The sequence below is a fragment of the Labrys sp. WJW genome (assembly GCF_001676615.1).
Lineage (GTDB): Bacteria > Pseudomonadota > Alphaproteobacteria > Rhizobiales > Labraceae > Labrys > Labrys sedimenti.
The window spans coordinates 73,687-88,360 of sequence record NZ_LYXZ01000027.1 but is presented as its reverse complement, the minus strand read 5'-3'; the positions used below and the strand labels follow the sequence as shown (position 1 = coordinate 88,360).

At 63.8% G+C, this 14,674-nt stretch carries 14 protein-coding genes; 12 read left to right on the top strand and 2 right to left on the bottom strand.

Going from position 1 to position 14,674, the window contains the following annotated elements:
• Positions 1 to 163: 163 nt before the first annotated feature.
• The 7 genes from BA190_RS17755 to BA190_RS17725 all read left to right on the top strand — a co-directional run bounded on the left by BA190_RS17755 (position 164) and on the right by BA190_RS17725 (position 7,281).
• Positions 164 to 1,969: a helix-turn-helix domain-containing protein gene (locus BA190_RS17755; RefSeq protein WP_068290243.1), complete on the top strand. Its 1,806-nt coding sequence runs from the start codon at positions 164 to 166 to the stop codon at positions 1,967 to 1,969.
• Between the two features lie 109 nt (positions 1,970 to 2,078).
• Positions 2,079 to 3,092: a flavin reductase gene (locus tag BA190_RS17750; RefSeq protein ID WP_068290241.1), complete on the top strand. Its 1,014-nt coding sequence runs from the start codon at positions 2,079 to 2,081 to the stop codon at positions 3,090 to 3,092.
• Positions 3,093 to 3,096: 4 nt separating this feature from the next.
• Positions 3,097 to 4,608, top strand: a complete 1,512-nt coding sequence (locus BA190_RS17745) for an aldehyde dehydrogenase (RefSeq protein ID WP_068290239.1) — start codon at positions 3,097 to 3,099, stop codon at positions 4,606 to 4,608.
• Positions 4,609 to 4,656: 48 nt separating this feature from the next.
• Complete coding sequence (locus tag BA190_RS17740) at positions 4,657 to 5,739, top strand: LLM class flavin-dependent oxidoreductase (protein ID WP_068290233.1); 1,083 nt, start codon at positions 4,657 to 4,659, stop codon at positions 5,737 to 5,739.
• Complete coding sequence (locus tag BA190_RS17735) at positions 5,736 to 6,548, top strand: alpha/beta fold hydrolase (protein ID WP_068290231.1); 813 nt, start codon at positions 5,736 to 5,738, stop codon at positions 6,546 to 6,548. The genes BA190_RS17740 and BA190_RS17735 overlap by 4 nt, the downstream gene beginning before the upstream one ends.
• A 17-nt stretch (positions 6,549 to 6,565) precedes the next feature.
• On the top strand, positions 6,566 to 6,970 hold the full coding sequence (locus BA190_RS17730) for a carboxymuconolactone decarboxylase family protein (RefSeq protein ID WP_068290229.1): 405 nt from the start codon (positions 6,566 to 6,568) through the stop codon (positions 6,968 to 6,970).
• Positions 6,967 to 7,281: an NIPSNAP family protein gene (locus BA190_RS17725; RefSeq protein ID WP_068290227.1), complete on the top strand. Its 315-nt coding sequence runs from the start codon at positions 6,967 to 6,969 to the stop codon at positions 7,279 to 7,281. Before BA190_RS17730 ends, BA190_RS17725 begins: the two co-directional genes overlap by 4 nt.
• A gap of 17 nt (positions 7,282 to 7,298) precedes the next feature.
• Here the strand turns inward: BA190_RS17725 and BA190_RS17720 are convergent, their stop codons facing one another.
• Positions 7,299 to 7,898 (bottom strand): cysteine hydrolase family protein, encoded by a 600-nt coding sequence (locus BA190_RS17720; RefSeq protein ID WP_256390535.1) that lies wholly within the window; start codon positions 7,896 to 7,898, stop codon positions 7,299 to 7,301.
• Positions 7,899 to 8,134: 236 nt separating this feature from the next.
• On the opposite strand from BA190_RS17720, the gene BA190_RS17715 reads away from it, so the two are divergent.
• The 3 genes from BA190_RS17715 to proX are packed head-to-tail and all read left to right on the top strand — an operon-like array spanning position 8,135 to position 11,362.
• On the top strand, positions 8,135 to 9,331 hold the full coding sequence (locus BA190_RS17715; RefSeq protein ID WP_068290494.1) for a glycine betaine/L-proline ABC transporter ATP-binding protein: 1,197 nt from the start codon (positions 8,135 to 8,137) through the stop codon (positions 9,329 to 9,331).
• Positions 9,332 to 9,335: 4 nt separating this feature from the next.
• Entirely contained in the window at positions 9,336 to 10,328 is a 993-nt protein-coding gene (locus tag BA190_RS17710) for a proline/glycine betaine ABC transporter permease (protein ID WP_082979830.1), read from the top strand.
• Positions 10,325 to 11,362 (top strand): glycine betaine/L-proline ABC transporter substrate-binding protein ProX, encoded by a 1,038-nt coding sequence (gene proX / locus BA190_RS17705; RefSeq protein ID WP_068290223.1) that lies wholly within the window; start codon positions 10,325 to 10,327, stop codon positions 11,360 to 11,362. The genes BA190_RS17710 and proX overlap by 4 nt, the downstream gene beginning before the upstream one ends.
• Before the next feature lie 279 nt (positions 11,363 to 11,641).
• Here proX and BA190_RS17700 read toward each other — a convergent pair whose 3' ends face one another.
• Positions 11,642 to 12,445 (bottom strand): IclR family transcriptional regulator, encoded by an 804-nt coding sequence (locus tag BA190_RS17700; RefSeq protein WP_068290221.1) that lies wholly within the window; start codon positions 12,443 to 12,445, stop codon positions 11,642 to 11,644.
• A gap of 121 nt (positions 12,446 to 12,566) precedes the next feature.
• Between BA190_RS17700 and BA190_RS17695 the strand changes: the two genes are divergently transcribed.
• Together BA190_RS17695 and BA190_RS17690 are read left to right on the top strand one after the other, a co-directional pair.
• Positions 12,567 to 13,658: a succinylglutamate desuccinylase/aspartoacylase family protein gene (locus tag BA190_RS17695; RefSeq protein WP_245314792.1), complete on the top strand. Its 1,092-nt coding sequence runs from the start codon at positions 12,567 to 12,569 to the stop codon at positions 13,656 to 13,658.
• The gene (locus tag BA190_RS17690) at positions 13,648 to 14,586 is read left to right on the top strand and encodes a threonine/serine dehydratase (protein ID WP_068290220.1); all 939 of its coding nucleotides are present in this window, start codon (positions 13,648 to 13,650) and stop codon (positions 14,584 to 14,586) included. The genes BA190_RS17695 and BA190_RS17690 overlap by 11 nt, the downstream gene beginning before the upstream one ends.
• Positions 14,587 to 14,674 lie beyond the last annotated feature (88 nt).

The window sequence follows — 14,674 nt, the reverse complement described above, 5'->3', positions numbered from 1 at the left end:
AGGGCTTCACACCGAAGCGGCCTGCTTCCGGCATCGCATCGGACACTAGGGGCCTGCTCAAGCGCTCTCCTCCTATGAAGCGTAGGAGGATGCCGCATTGAAATCCTTCGACAGTGATGATGGGGTCCGCTAGTTGAGCCTCAACGGAACTCGGGAGGGTCTGATGAACGTCATCGATCGGCCGCTGTCGCGCACGCTCAGGGATATCGCCAGCCTGATCAATTCCGGCGGCGATCTCGGCACCACGCTGCTGCATCTCGTCAAGGCAGGCTGCTACAATACCGTCTGGTCCATGGGCGGCGTCATGAGTATCGACGAAGGCAGTGGCGATGCCGTTGTCCTGGCCCGGCATGATCCCAATCGGCTCGGCACTCTCTATCGCGACCGCTGGACGCTCGCCACCAGCCCCTCCCTCATCGCACTGACCACCAACGAGCCCGTGATCATCCGTGATGCGCAGGTGGCATCGGAGTTTCCAGGATATCAGGAGGAGGCCATCGAGCGTGGCTACCATACCGTCGTGGTGCTGCCGCTCGGCTGCCGCGACATGGAAGGACGGGCCATGGTCCTGTCGGTCAAGTCGCGCAGCATCGTCGAGCCGTCGGATGCGGACCTCGCCTTTCTGGAGACGATTGCCCATCTCGGTGCCATCGCCGTCGATCGATCAAACCGGCTGCAGGCCGAGCGCCTCGCCGCTGAACGTCTGCAGAATGTGCTCGCCGCCCATTCTGCCCTGATGCAGAAGGTCCTGTCGGACGGTTCGGTTGCTTCGGCCGCTGCCCTGGTCGAGACCTTCATGCATCATCCCACGGTCGTGGTCGACCTGACGGCAAATCTCGTCGTCACGGGGCGTTCGCCCAAGCCCGAGACATTCGACGACGAACGGTGGCGTGAGGAGGTGAATGCCGGGGTCAATCGCCAGTTCCTGCGCATCGCACGCGAAGTGGCCGGCAACACGCGCTCCGAACATGCCAAGCTTTATCTCAGCGTCTGCGGACAGCATCTCAACCTGCCGGCCATGGTCGAGCCGCTCAGGGTCGATGAAAGAATGGTCGGAGCGCTGGTCGTCTTTTCTCGCGGTGCCGATTTCGGCGATCTCGATCATCTGCTGCTCGAGAGTGCCAAATCGGCCTTGAGCGTGCAGATGATGCGCAGCCATCTACGCTTCCAGACGGAGTCGAAGACGGCCAGCGAACTGTTCGCCGAGATCGTCTCCGGCGACTGGCGCAATCCGGATGATCTGGTTGCTCGTGCCCGCCGCCTCGATATCGACATGGCAGCGCCGGCCAGGCTCATTGCCATCGGTCTGCCCCGCCAGGCCGGCATGGACGACAGCGCGTTGGAGGAATTGCATCGCTCCATCGCCAGGCTGGCAGCGCAACAGGGCCAAACCGCCACGGCCGCCAATCTCGACGGCATCATCCTGTGCCGCGTGCCGGGCGGAGCACGCGACAGTGAGAACACGGCCAAGCTGCTGGTGCGCAAGGTCATCGATGAAACCCAGTGGCTGCTGGGCTGCAAGCCGATCGTGGTGATCGGCAGGACCTGCAGCGGCCTGCAGGAACATCGGCAGATCTGGCAGGAATGCGCCCGCATGATCCGGCTGGGGATACGGTTCAACCGCACCGGTCTGCTGGCCTCCCAGGATTTTGGTCCCTTCCCGCTGCTGCTTTCGGCCGCCGACACAGACGAGGTCCGCGCATTTCTCAATGTCACCATCGGTGCCGTATCCCGCCATGATGCCGAGCATGGCACCGGATACATCCCGACCCTGGCTGCCTATCTGGAGAGCGGCTGCCGCAGCCAGGCGTGCGCGGATGCGATGGGCCTTCACGTGACCACGCTGCGCTATCGCCTCGGCCGCATCCAGGAACTTTTCGGGATCGAGATCGACACGCCGGAACGGCGGTTCGCGCTGGAACTGGCCCTGCGGCTGAACGAAACCCTGTCGCAGGATGCGCTCGTGTGACCCGCTGCTTCTTCACCTAGGAGGATGAGGGAACTCTCTCCTGCGGAACGCAGGAAGAAGCCCCCGCCTGCCGTCCCTATCCTTTCCGGAAGCTGGAAAGGCAGGGCGCATGGTGACCGCGACTGAACAAGAGCAAAGCCCGATCGATCCCGTCGAATTGCGCAGGGCATTCGGCACTTTCGTGACCGGGGTAACGGTCGTGACGACGCGCGAGGCGGACGGAACGCCGCGCGGCATGACCGCCAACTCCTTCACCTCGGTGTCGCTCGATCCGCCGCTCTTGCTCGTATGCATAGGAAAGAAGGCGAGCAGCTTTCCCGTCTTCAGCGCCGCCGAGCACTTCGCCGTCAACGTGCTGCATGAGCACCAGAAGGATGTCGCGGGCGTCTTCGCATCGAAGTCGACGACCAAATTCGATGCGATCAACCACGACACCGTCCACACCGGCACGCCGGTTCTCACCGATAGCCTCACCTGGTTCGATTGCACCGTTCACAACCGTGTCGATGCGGGCGACCACATCATCCTGATCGGGCATGTGCGCGCTTTCGGCACCAGCCCGGTCGCGCCGCTTGGCTTTTGCCGGGGCAGCTATGTCACGGTCGAGCACCCGATGCCCCAGGGCTGGACACCCTCGCATCGCATGATGATCGGCTATCTCGTCGAGCATGAGGGGCGCATCCTGCTGCGCGATGACGGCAGGGGTGGCTGGGAACTCCCGACGGCCCGCTACCGCAAGCCCGGCAACGAAGTCGCCCTCGACGACAAGGGCGCCGTCGCCCTGCTGACCGAGGAGGCGTTTCTCTATTCGGTGTTCGACGTTGCCGACCGCGAGCCGGGATACATCGTCTACCGGGGTGAATTGGCTGCCACACTGCGGGCGCTGCCCGAAATGCCCCAGTCGCTGGCGTTCTTTGCTGCGGAAGACCTCCCCTGGGATCGCATTCCGGTGCGGCAGATCAGGGCCATGCTGCGCCGCTATCTGCAGGAGCGCAGCGAGGCCCGTTTCGGCATCTATGTCGATTCCAGCGCCGGGGGCCGTGTGGCGATGATCGATGGCGCGCCGCGCCCCTGGCGTGCGCCGAACGGCGTGACCGCCGATACCGTGATCACGAAAGGCTGATACGATGGAACTGACGCTGAAGGCGATCGAAGGGTCGCGCCAGGACCTGTATATCGCAGGCGAGCGCGTGGCGCCGAACTCGGGCCGCTATCTACCAAGCCATGATCCGACCACGGCCGAGCCCTGGTACATGGCCGCCGACGGCAACGCCGAGGATGTCGACGCCGCGGTTCAGGCGGCGAAGAAGGCCTTCAGGGATCCGGCCTGGCGCCGCATCACCCAAACCGAGCGCGGCAAGATGCTGCGCAGGCTCGCCGACCTCATCGCCGAGAACGCCGACGAACTGGCGGCGATCGAGATGCGCGACAATGGCAAGCTGCTCAAGGAAATGCGCGCCCAAATGCGGGCCGCGCCGGATACCTATCTCTATTTTGCCGGCATGGCCGACAAGCTGCATGGCGAGACCATCCCGGTCAACAAGCTCGACATGCTGAATTTCACGCTGCGCGAGCCGATCGGCGTGATCGGCATGATCTCGCCCTGGAACTCCCCGCTCATGCTGCTGAGCGGCACTTTGGCGCCATGCCTGGCGATCGGCAACACCATCGTCGCCAAGCCGTCCGAACACACGTCGGCTTCCACACTGGCGCTGGCCGAACTGATCGATCGCGCCGGCTTTCCCCCCGGTGTCTTCAACGTGGTGACCGGCGGCGGAGCCACCGCAGGCGAGGCCCTGACCCTCCATCCCGACGTCGCCAAGATCACCTTCACCGGCAGCACCGCCACGGGACGGCGCATTGCCGCCAATGCCGCAGGCCGGCTTGTTTCAACCCAGATGGAACTCGGCGGCAAATCACCCCATGTGGTGTTCGGCGATGTCGATCTCGACCGCACCGTCAACGGGGTGGTCGCCGGCGTCTTTGCCGCGGCGGGCCAGACCTGCATCGCCGGATCGCGCTGCTTCGTCGAGGCAGGCATCTATGACGAGTTCCTCGAGCGGCTCGTCGAGCGGACGTCGCGCATCCGCATCGGCAACCCGGCCGCGGATGACACCGAACTCGGGCCCCTGGCCCTGGAGGCCCAGCTTGCCAAGGTCGAGCAATATGTCGGCTATGGCGTCGCGGATGGGGCCCGCCTGGCGATCGGCGGTCGTCGTCCCCAGGACGAAGCGCTTGCCAAGGGCTGGTACTACGAGCCCACGGTGCTGGCCGAGGCCCGCAACGACATGCGCTTCATGCGCGACGAGATCTTCGGCCCGGTCGTCGGCGTCGTGCCGTTCCGCGACGAGGCCGAACTGATCGCGCTCGCCAACGACACCAACTACGGCCTCGCGGCCGGCATCTGGACCCGCGATATCGACCGGGCCATGCGCTTTGCCCGCAATGTCGATGCCGGCACGGTGTGGATCAATACCTATCGCTCCGCTGCTTACATGTCGCCTTCCGGCGGCTTCAAGGAAAGCGGCTACGGCAAGCGCGGCGGCTTCGAGGTCATGCGCGAGTTCTCCCGTCTGAAGAACGTCGTCCTCGACTATTCCGGCGCCACCCAGGACCCGTTTGTCATTCGCCTGCGCTGACGGCATTCGCGCATCGCCGCGGCCGCATTATCTGAAGAGGTATTCGCCATGAAGTTTTCCGTCGCCCTGGCCATGGAGCGGTTCAGTCCCGACAAGCCGATGCAGCAGGTGGTCAACGAGACCCTCGAACTCGTGCGCATGGCCGATGCCGGGGGCTTCGAGACGATCTGGTCCGCCGAGCATCACACGATCGAGTTCACGATTGCTCCCAATCCATTCCAGATCCTGACCTGGTGGGGCGCCCATACCGAGCGGATCCGCTTGGGGACTGCCACCGTGGTGGCGCCATACTGGAACCCTCTGCGCCTTGCCGGCGAGGCGGCGCTTTGCGACCATCTGACGGGCGGCAGGCTGGAGTTCGGCATTGCCCGCGGCGCCTATCAATACGAGTTCGACCGCATGGCCGGCGGCATACCCCAGCAAGAAGGGGTCGCCTACATGCAGGAGCTCCTGCCGGCGGTGCAAAAGCTATGGGCGGGCGACTATGCCCATGAGGGCAAGTATTACAAGTTCCCGCTTGCGACCTCCGTGCCCAAGCCTTTGCAACAGCCGTCTCCCCCGATCTGGGTGGCTGCGCGCGACCCCGGTACCTTCGACTGGGCGGTGCGCAACGGCTACAACATCCTGTCGACGCCGCTGTCGCGGCCCATGGCCGAGGTCGGCATCCTGGCGGACAAGTTTGGCAAGGCGGTCTCCGACCATCCGAATGTGGCGCGTCCGCGTTTCATGATGCTGCGCCGCAGCTGTGTCTACGCCCGTCCGGAAGACTGGGAAGTGCCGGTGCGCGCCAGCATCGACTATGGCCGCGCTTTCGAGAACCTGTTCCAGAACATCGGCACGGTGACCAACGGCTTCCCCAAGGCCGTGCCCTATGAGACGGTTGCCAATCGCAGCGAATATGACCCGCGGTCGATCCGCGACAACCTCCTGTTCGGCACGCCCGACGAGGTGATCGAGAAGCTGATGGTCTATGAGGCTGCCGGCGTCGACCAGTTCTGCCTCGGCCTTGCGTTCAATCTGCCGATCGAGGTGCAGAAGAAGTCGCTCGACCTGTTCATCCGGGAGGTCATGCCGGTTTTCGCAGCGCGCGAACGCGATGCTGCGAAGCAAAAGGCACGGGCAATCGCATGATGACGAAGCCGGCATCCCCGACGATCGACGCCACGCTCGACATCGATGGCGTCGCCATTCGCTACCGGCTCGAGGGAGAGGGAACACGCCCCCTCGTCCTCGTGCACGGGGTTGGTTCCTATCTGGAGGCCTGGGACGGAGTCGTGGAGCGCCTTGCGCCGCATTTTCGCATCCTGCGCTTCGACCTGCGCGGCCATGGCGGCTCGGCGCGGGTAAAAGGACGCTACGAGATCGATGATTTCGTGCGGGAACTGTTCGCCCTGGCCGACAATGCCGGCTTCGGCAGATTTGTGCTTGCCGGCTTTTCGCTGGGCGGCCTGATCGCCCAGCGCGCCGCGCTGGATCATCCCGGCCGTATCGAGAGCATCATGCTGCTTGCCACCGTTGCCGGTCGCAACGAGGATGAGAAGGAGCGCGTGCTCAACCGCCTGCGCCTGCTCCAGACCAAGGAGCCGGGCTCGCACTATGACAATTCCGTCGGCCGCTGGTTCAGTGACGCATTCCAGCACGCCAATCCCGACTTGATGGCGAGGCTGCGCCAGCGCAATGCGGCCAATGATCCCGATTGCTATGCGGCGGCCTATCGAGTGCTTGCCGAAAGCGATTTCGGCGATGAGATCGGCGCAATCGCCTGCCCGACGCTGATCGCAACGGGGGAGGAGGACCAGGGCTCCAACCCGCGCATGGCCAGGCTGATGCATGAGCGCATTGCCAACTCGCGGCTGGACATCCTGCCCGGCAAGCGTCATTCGATCCTGATCGAGGCACCGGCCGAGGTCGCTCGGCTGATGCGGAGTTTCCTTTCTTGATGGGTCGGGAGTTGGACATGGACAAGGATCTGCGGGCGCAGGGCGAAAAGGTGCGCCGGACCGTTCTTGGCGACAGCTATGTGGATGCGGCACGCGCGAATGCCGACGAATTTTCAGCGCCGTTCCAGGATGTCCTCAACGAATATTGCTGGGGCCAGTGCTGGACAGACGAGAGTTTGTCATTGGCCCAGCGCAGCTTGCTGAACCTGGGCATGCTGGCGGCGTTGGGCAGGATGCACGAATTCAAGGTGCATTTCCGTGGCGCGATCCGCAACGGTTTGACGGACAAGGAATTACGGGCCGCGTTGATCCAGATTGCGGTTTATTGCGGTGTGCCGGCAGGCGTGGAAGCCTTCCGTGTTGCCCGCGCCGTGCGCCAGGAGATGGAAGCGGAGGCCGGGAAGGCACCGGAGGGATCATGATCGTCGAGGAACGCATCTACAAGATCAAGGCGGGCAAGCTCTCGCGCTATCTCCAGCTGGTGCGGGAGGAAGGTCTCGCCATCCAGCAGCCGATCCTCGGCAATCTCATCGGCTACTTCCAGACCGAGATCGGGCCGCTGAATCACGTCGTGCACCTGTGGGGCTATCAGGACCTGAACGACCGGGCCGAACGGCGTCGCCGGCTGGCCGCCGATCCCGCCTGGCAGGCTTTCACGGCGAAGTTGACCGAGACGATCGATACGTTGGACAACCGTATTCTGGTACCGACCGATTTCTCGCCGCTGCGCTGACCTGAATATTCGAGAGGTTACGCCGTTGTGGGCATTGCAAACGTCTCCAGGACCTCAGCGGTGTTCATGACCCAGCCATAGTTGCGGGCAAAAGCATCGAGCGTCGCTTGCTGGCTCGGCGGATGATTTGACGATACCGCATCGCTGACCAGGATGGTGGGGTATCCGTGGTGCACGGCGTGGCGGGCACTGTCCTCGACGCACATCTCGGTCACGGTTCCCGCAAAGACGAGGCCGTCGACGCCGCGTTCACGCAGCCGGGCGTCCAGATCGGTTTCGTGGAAGGCGCTGAAATAGACCTTGTCGATAACCGGCTCGCCGGCCCGAGGCGGCAGTTCGTCGATGACGGCTGCGGCATCGCGCGTGCCTTCCACATCGCCATAGCCGCGCTGGAAGCCGGGCACACAGGCCCTGGTTGGCGCATCGAGCAGGCCAAGCCAATCGAGCTTGGCTGCGAGCGGCCTGTAACGCATGTCGGCGACGTAGCGGGTGAAGATCACCGGCCTGCCGCGATTGCGGAAGCCGGCCAGCAAGGCCCGGATCGACGCGATCGTGTCGCGGGCAGCGGGCACTTCCATGGGAGCTCCCACGCGAACGAAGTCGTTTTGCATATCCACGACCACGAGGGCCGGATTGGTCAGCGCCGTGAGCACGCAATTCCTCCCGATGGTGTCCCAAACTAGTTACGATGGTACCGCGCAACCGCGCATGCTGCCTTTCCTAGGATACACAGGCAACCTGCTCCTCCGACGCGATGGAAGACGGTCGCCGGTGCGGGCCCTTTACTGGCTGGAATGGCAGTGCAGCATTGGCCAAAACTTTGCGCAAGGCCTGCAGGGGAACGGAGAAAGACGTGACGGACCGCATAGCGATCAGAAATCTGTACAAGATTTTCGGCAACGCGCCGGATCGTGCCCTGGACCTATTGAAGTCGGGTGAGACCAAGGAAACGGTGCTGGCCAGAACCGGGCAGGTCGTGGGACTGTGTGATGTGTCGATCTCGGTGCCTGTCGGGTCGATCTACATGATCATGGGCTTGTCCGGTTCGGGCAAGTCGACGCTCGCGCGATGCATCAACCGACTGATCGAGCCGGATGCGGGCACGATCACGATCGATGGCGAGCCGGTAACAGGGACGAGCCAGGCTCGTCTGCGCGAAATCCGCAGAACCCGGGTTTCGATGGTGTTCCAGCACTTTGCGCTCCTGCCCAACCGTACCGTCATCGAGAATGCCGAGTTCGGCCTCAAATTGCGTGGCGTCGGTGCAGGCGAGCGCCGCAAGAAGGCGCTCGAGGTCCTGGATGTCGTCGGGCTCTCGGCCTGGGCCAATCACCTGCCCAAAGCGCTCAGCGGCGGCATGCGCCAGCGCGTCGGCCTGGCGCGAGCGCTGGCCACGGAGGCCGACGTGCTGATCATGGACGAGGCCTTCAGCGCCCTCGATCCCCTCATCCGCAGCGAGATGCAGGACGAATTGCTGCGGTTGCAGCGCACGCTCAGAAAAACGATCCTCTTCATCACCCATGACTTCCAGGAAGCCCTCAAACTCGGCAGCCGCGTTGCCATCATGGCCGATGGCATGGTGATGCGCGAAGGAACGCCGCAGGACATCGTACTCGATCCAAGACATCCCTATGTTGCGGCGTTCACCCGCGACATCGATCGCGCCCGGCTATTCGACGCCGCCTCCGTCATGGAGCCTTGCCAGCCCCTGACCCTGGCCGCAGGTCATGAAGCGGCGGACATGGCTGGGCGCAGCGGCAGCACATTCGTCGTCGACGAGCGTCATCGCATCGCCGGCGTGATCGACAGCAGCCGCATCGGCGATTTGCGTCGTGGCATGGATGTGAGGCAGCTCCTGACGCAGGATTATGAGGCGGTTCGCAATACCGCCCGCCTGGCCGACATTGCCGGCATCTACCGGCCCGATCGGCCCATTGCTGTCGTGGATGACGATGGCCAGTTCCTGGGCCGGGTCGATCCCGTGCGGATTCTCGCTCGCATCGCAACGCCTGCCGCTGCACCCGCGCAGTCCCGGATGACGGGAGCCTGACCTCATGTTCGATGTCCAAAATCTCTACGTCATTCCGCTCGATCAATGGATCCAGGATGGCGTCCGCTGGCTGGCACTGCACTTCCGTCCCTTGTTCCAGACGATCAAATGGCCGGTGGAAACGCTGCTCAACGCGATCAATGGGCTGCTGCATCTGATCCCCTTTCCGATCCTGTCCGTGCTGTTTGCGCTGGTTGCATGGCGCGTCGCCTCGCGTGGCGTCGGTATCTTCACGCTCCTTTCGTTCGTGTTCATCGCCTTCATCGGATTGTGGTCCGATGCCATGACGACCCTGTCCCTGATCGCCACCGCGATCGTGATCTGCGTGATCATCGGCATTCCATTCGGGGTCCTGTGCGCGCGCAGCGATCGCACCTGGGCGGTGGTTCGTCCCATTCTCGATGTGATGCAGACGACCCCGAGCTTCGTTTATCTCGTGCCTGTTGTCATGCTGTTCGGTGTCGGCACGATTGCAGGCGGCGTCGCCGTGATCGTGGCAGCGGTGCCGCCATTGATCCGCTTCACCAATCTGGGGATCCGCATGGTCGATGCCGAGATGGTCGAGGCCGGCCGGGCGTTCGGCGCCACCGATCGCCAGCTTCTGTGGGAGGTCCAGCTGCCCCTGGCAATGCCGACGATCCTCGGGGGCCTGAACCAGACGGTGCTGACGGCAATGGTGATGTCGGTGATCGTCGCCATGATCGGTGCCGAAGGGCTGGGGCTGGTCGTGCTGCAGGGGCTTGGCCGCCTCGATGTCGGCATGGCGGCCGTCGGCGGCATCGCCATCGTGCTGCTCGCCATGGTGCTCGACCGCATGACACAGGGCCTCGCCCGTCAGGACAAGGCGGCCGTGGGGGGAAGCCTGCGGGCGACGTTGTCGCGGCTGTTGCGTCCCATCGCACCGTCCCGGACCCTCCCGAATCCAGCTCACCGACCCGACAATCCGGTTCTGTCTCCAAAAAGGCCGGCAGCATCTCCAGAAGAGGAAACCGTATGATCGTCTTGCGCACCACATGGAAAGGCGTTGCCTGCGCTGCGGCATTGTTCTCGGCCCTGATTGCCGGACCCGCGCTGGCTCAGGGCAGCCCCGGCGAAGGCAAGACCATTCGCTTTGTGTCCTCCGACAGCCTCGGCGCGAACTATATCCAGGATCAGATCCTGATCGCCGGTCTCGAGAAGCTCGGCTATGAGGTCAAACTGTCGACGATGAACATGTCGGCGATCCTGCAGGCCATTTCGCAGGGCGACCTCGACATGACCGGCGATATCAACTGGCCGCAGGCCCAGCCGGCCATCGAGAAGGTTGCGGGCGCCACCGAACTGATCAGTGACGGCTCGATCATCGGGGGCGGTATCAATGGCTACATCATCGACAAGAAGACCGCCGAAGCCAACAACATCACCAATTTCTCTCAACTGAAGGATCCCAAGATCGCGGCGCTGTTCGACAGCGACGGCGATGGCAAGGCCAATCTGATCAATTGCGACCCGGCCTGGAAATGTGGTGACGTCGTCGATTTCCAGGTGAAGGAATTCGGCCTGAGCGACACCGTGCGCCCGATCCGTGCAAAGTATGAACCGCTGATTGCCGAGGCGTTCGCCAGGGCCGACCGGGGCGAACCGATCCTGCTCTACACCTGGAGCCCGTCCTGGATCGTCTACCGCCTGAAGCCGGCCAAGGACGTGGTCTGGCTGCCGATACCCTACGACGCCCTGCCGCCGGGCGTGAACAAGCCGAAGACGCATGAGGTGCCGGATGTGGCGGGCTGCGCCGGTGGTCAGAACCCGTGCCGGATGGCTGTAGGCCCCTGGAACTGGCGCACCCTTGCCAACAAGGAATTCCTGGCCGCCAATCCGGCCGTCGGAAAATTCGTTGCGCAGGCAAAGTGGCCGCTGAATACATGGAGCGAGTGGGAGGGGGCGCTGGGCAAGGGTGCCAAGACCAATGCGGACATGAAGAAGATCGCCGGCGAATGGATTGCCGCCAATCAGGGCGAGTTCGACCGCTGGATCAGCGCGGCGACCAAGTGAACCACCTGGCTCGCCGGGAGGGCGCGATTGGTCGCTCCCGGCGGGTTGACCCGATGCGACCGGCTTGGCCGCGTACGGTCCGGATCGCGATGCAAGGGAAAAGGGGGGGCTTCCGCAACCAGTTGGATTGGAAGATCCCATCATGGCGCGGCTTCTCGTTGACCCGGAGGGCGGAATACGCCCTTTCGTTTGTTCCATAGGCTCACCCACGGGCCGAGCCAGCGAGAAGTGCTTCTGCAAGCAACCGATCGCGAAGGCCGACGCGCGAATGGAGCCGCCTCAGATCGGATGCTGAACACTTAGCCGGGGTGAGAGTTTTGCCGAGATGCGATGGCAGGAGGCCTGCAACACCCCAAGCGTGGTTTCGTGCCGGGCCTGGTTGTCGTGGGCATGCCGGTTGACATAGGCGATGATGATGGACGCGGCAGCGAAGCCGTCCGCGCCGAAAATCGGGCAGCATATATCCGTGATACCGACGAAATCCCGGCTCGAGCGCAGTTCGTGCCCCCGGGCACGAATGGCGGCAAGACTGGCTTCCAGCGCGGCGCGATCGACCGGGACGGCACTGCGCCCCTGGCTTTCCTCGATGATCTTCTTGGCGACGGCAGGCGGCTGAAAGGCGAGCACGACCTGGCCGGAGGTCGAATCCGTCGCAAGGCGTCCATAACCAAGGCGCAGTGTGAAGGACATGTCCTCGCCGCCGGGCACCGCAGCGACGACCACCGTCAGGCCGTGATTGACGACGACCAGATGAGGTGATTGCTGGCATTCCAGCGCGATGGCGGTCAGTTCCGGCATGACCGCCGTCAAGAGGTCTTGCTGGCGCGGCGTATGCAGCCCTAGCTTGAACAGACGATCGGTCAGGTAGAAGGCATCCGTTTCCGGATCGCGCTCGATATAGCCGCGCTCCTGGAGGGCCACGAGCATGCGAAAGATCTCGTTTTTCGACCGACCCAGCCCATCCGCGATCTCCTTCATCGTCAAGGGCGCTCCGGCCTCTGCCAGCAGTTCCAGGACCTCCAACCCCTTGGTCAGGGCCGGCGCGGAATAGGCGGGCTTTTCCCGATCTTCGATGCTGCTCATGCGCGATTCCCTCAATGGGCGCAGACCATAGAGAATTCTCTCGGCTTGTGCCTACGGTTTTATATTCAAACTTGACATCATATATAAAACTATCATCATCTGACCGAAAGGGGAGAAACCCATGACGGATTTGATGGCTGCGACATCGGAGCCGACCCGCCGAAAGCCGGTGAGCCCACGCAGAAATAGTGTGTTTACGACCGTCGACCTGGAGCGGCCCGGCAAGCAGATCGGCTATTTCTGTGTGCCCCAATCTCCCCACGACGATGCCTGGGGCGCGGTCCAGGTGCCGCTGGCCGTCGTCAAGAATGGCAATGGGCCGACAGTGCTCGTCGAGGCGGGCAATCACGGCGACGAATATGAAGGCCCCCTGGCGCTCGGCGAATTGCTGCGCGACATCGACCCCACGGAGGTTTCGGGCCGCATCATCGCCATACCCGCCATCAACATCCGGGCCGTCGAAGCGGGAACGCGCACTTCGCCGATCGACGGGCTGAACTTCAACCGCTGCTTTCCAGGTGATTTCGACGGCACGCTCACCAGGCAGATCGCGGCCTATGTCCATGATTGCCTGATGCCGCTCGCCGATTATTTCCTCGACCTGCATTCGGGCGGGTCCTCGCTGATGATCCTGCCCAGCGCCATCATCGAGCCGTCGCCGACGCCCGAGGGACATCGGCTCAACATCGAGGCAACGCTCGCCTTCGGCGCTCCGACCGTCGTCATGGTCGACAATCTGGGTGAGACGCGCACGGCGACCGCAGCCGCCAATCTGCAGGGCCTCGTCGTCATCGGCACTGAAATGGCTGGCGGAGGCCTGGTCAGCCAGGACGCTCTCGCCATCTGCCGGCGCGGCATTCGAAACGTCCTCAAACATGCCGGTGTCCTGAAGGGGCAACCCGAATTGCCGCAGGAGGCCAACAAGCGGGTGCTCAAAGTGCCGGACAGCCGGGGCTACATCCTGGCCGATGATGACGGTGTGTTCGAGCCGATCGGCCAATTGGGTGCCATTGCCAGGAAGGGCGAACTTGCCGGCCGGATCCATTTCCCGCGATCGCCGGCCCGCGAGCCTGTCGAGCTTCGCTACGCCATTGACGGCGTCGTCTTCGCCAAGCGCCAGCCGGGGCGGGTCAGGCCGGGCAATTGCTGCTTCGTCATCGCCGACGAATATCCAGAGGCGCTGGCAATGCTGGGGCGGGCCGATGAGCGTTGAGGCGATCAAGGCCGCCGTCGAGCGCGTCAGGCCCCATATCCGCAGGACGCCCGTTCTCAGGCTCGAGCATTGCTCCGACGCCACCATTCCGAGTGACACTCATCTCAAGCTCGAATGCCTGCAAGTCAGCGGTTCGTTCAAGATCCGCGGCGCCGTCAATCGGGTCAAGTCGCTGTCCGCCGAGGCGATCGCCAAGGGTCTTGTCGCGGCCTCCGGCGGCAATCACGGCCTGGCCACCGCCTATATGGCCCGTCAGAGCGGCGTGCCGGCCACCATCTTCCTGCCGACCAATGCCAGCCCGCTCAAGGAACAGAAGCTTCTCAAGCTGGGTGCCGAGGTGCGCTACGCCGGCGCCGTATGGGACGAGGCCCACCAGGCCGCGGCGGCCCATGCCCGGGAGAGTGGTGCCTTTTACATGCACCCCTTCGCCGATGAGGCCATCGTTGCGGGGCAGGGCACCATCGGCGTTGAAATGCTGGAGCAGATTCCGGATGCCGATCTCTACATCATCGCCATCGGCGGCGGCGGCCTCATCGCCGGAGTGTCGCAGGTCGTCAAGGCGATGAAGCCGAAGGCCCGCATCATCGGCGTGGAACCGGTGGGTTCGCCGACCCTCCATGCCTGTTTCGCAGCGGGCCGGGTCGTGCGTCTGCCGCAGGTGACCACGCGGGTCGCCACCATGGCCTGCGGCCGCACGGACGAGAGCATCTACGAGATCGCGCGGCGCCATGTCGATGACATCGTGCTGGTCAGCGACGAAGCGATGCAGTGCGCCGCCGAGCTTCTCTGGTTCGAGTTCGGCATTGCCGCGGATCTGAGCGGCGCGGCCTCGCTGGCGGCGCTGATGGCGGGTGCGGTCAGGCCAAAGCCCGGTGAGCGCGTTGCCGGATTGGTCTGCGGTGCCGGGGTGGATGGGCTTTCCGCCTGAGGAGGATTTTTGCCGGCGCAGCGGTGCGCCGCATCTCAGCCGTCAGGAGCGCCTCGCAAGAAGGCGGCGCACGGCCAAGAAAAGCAAG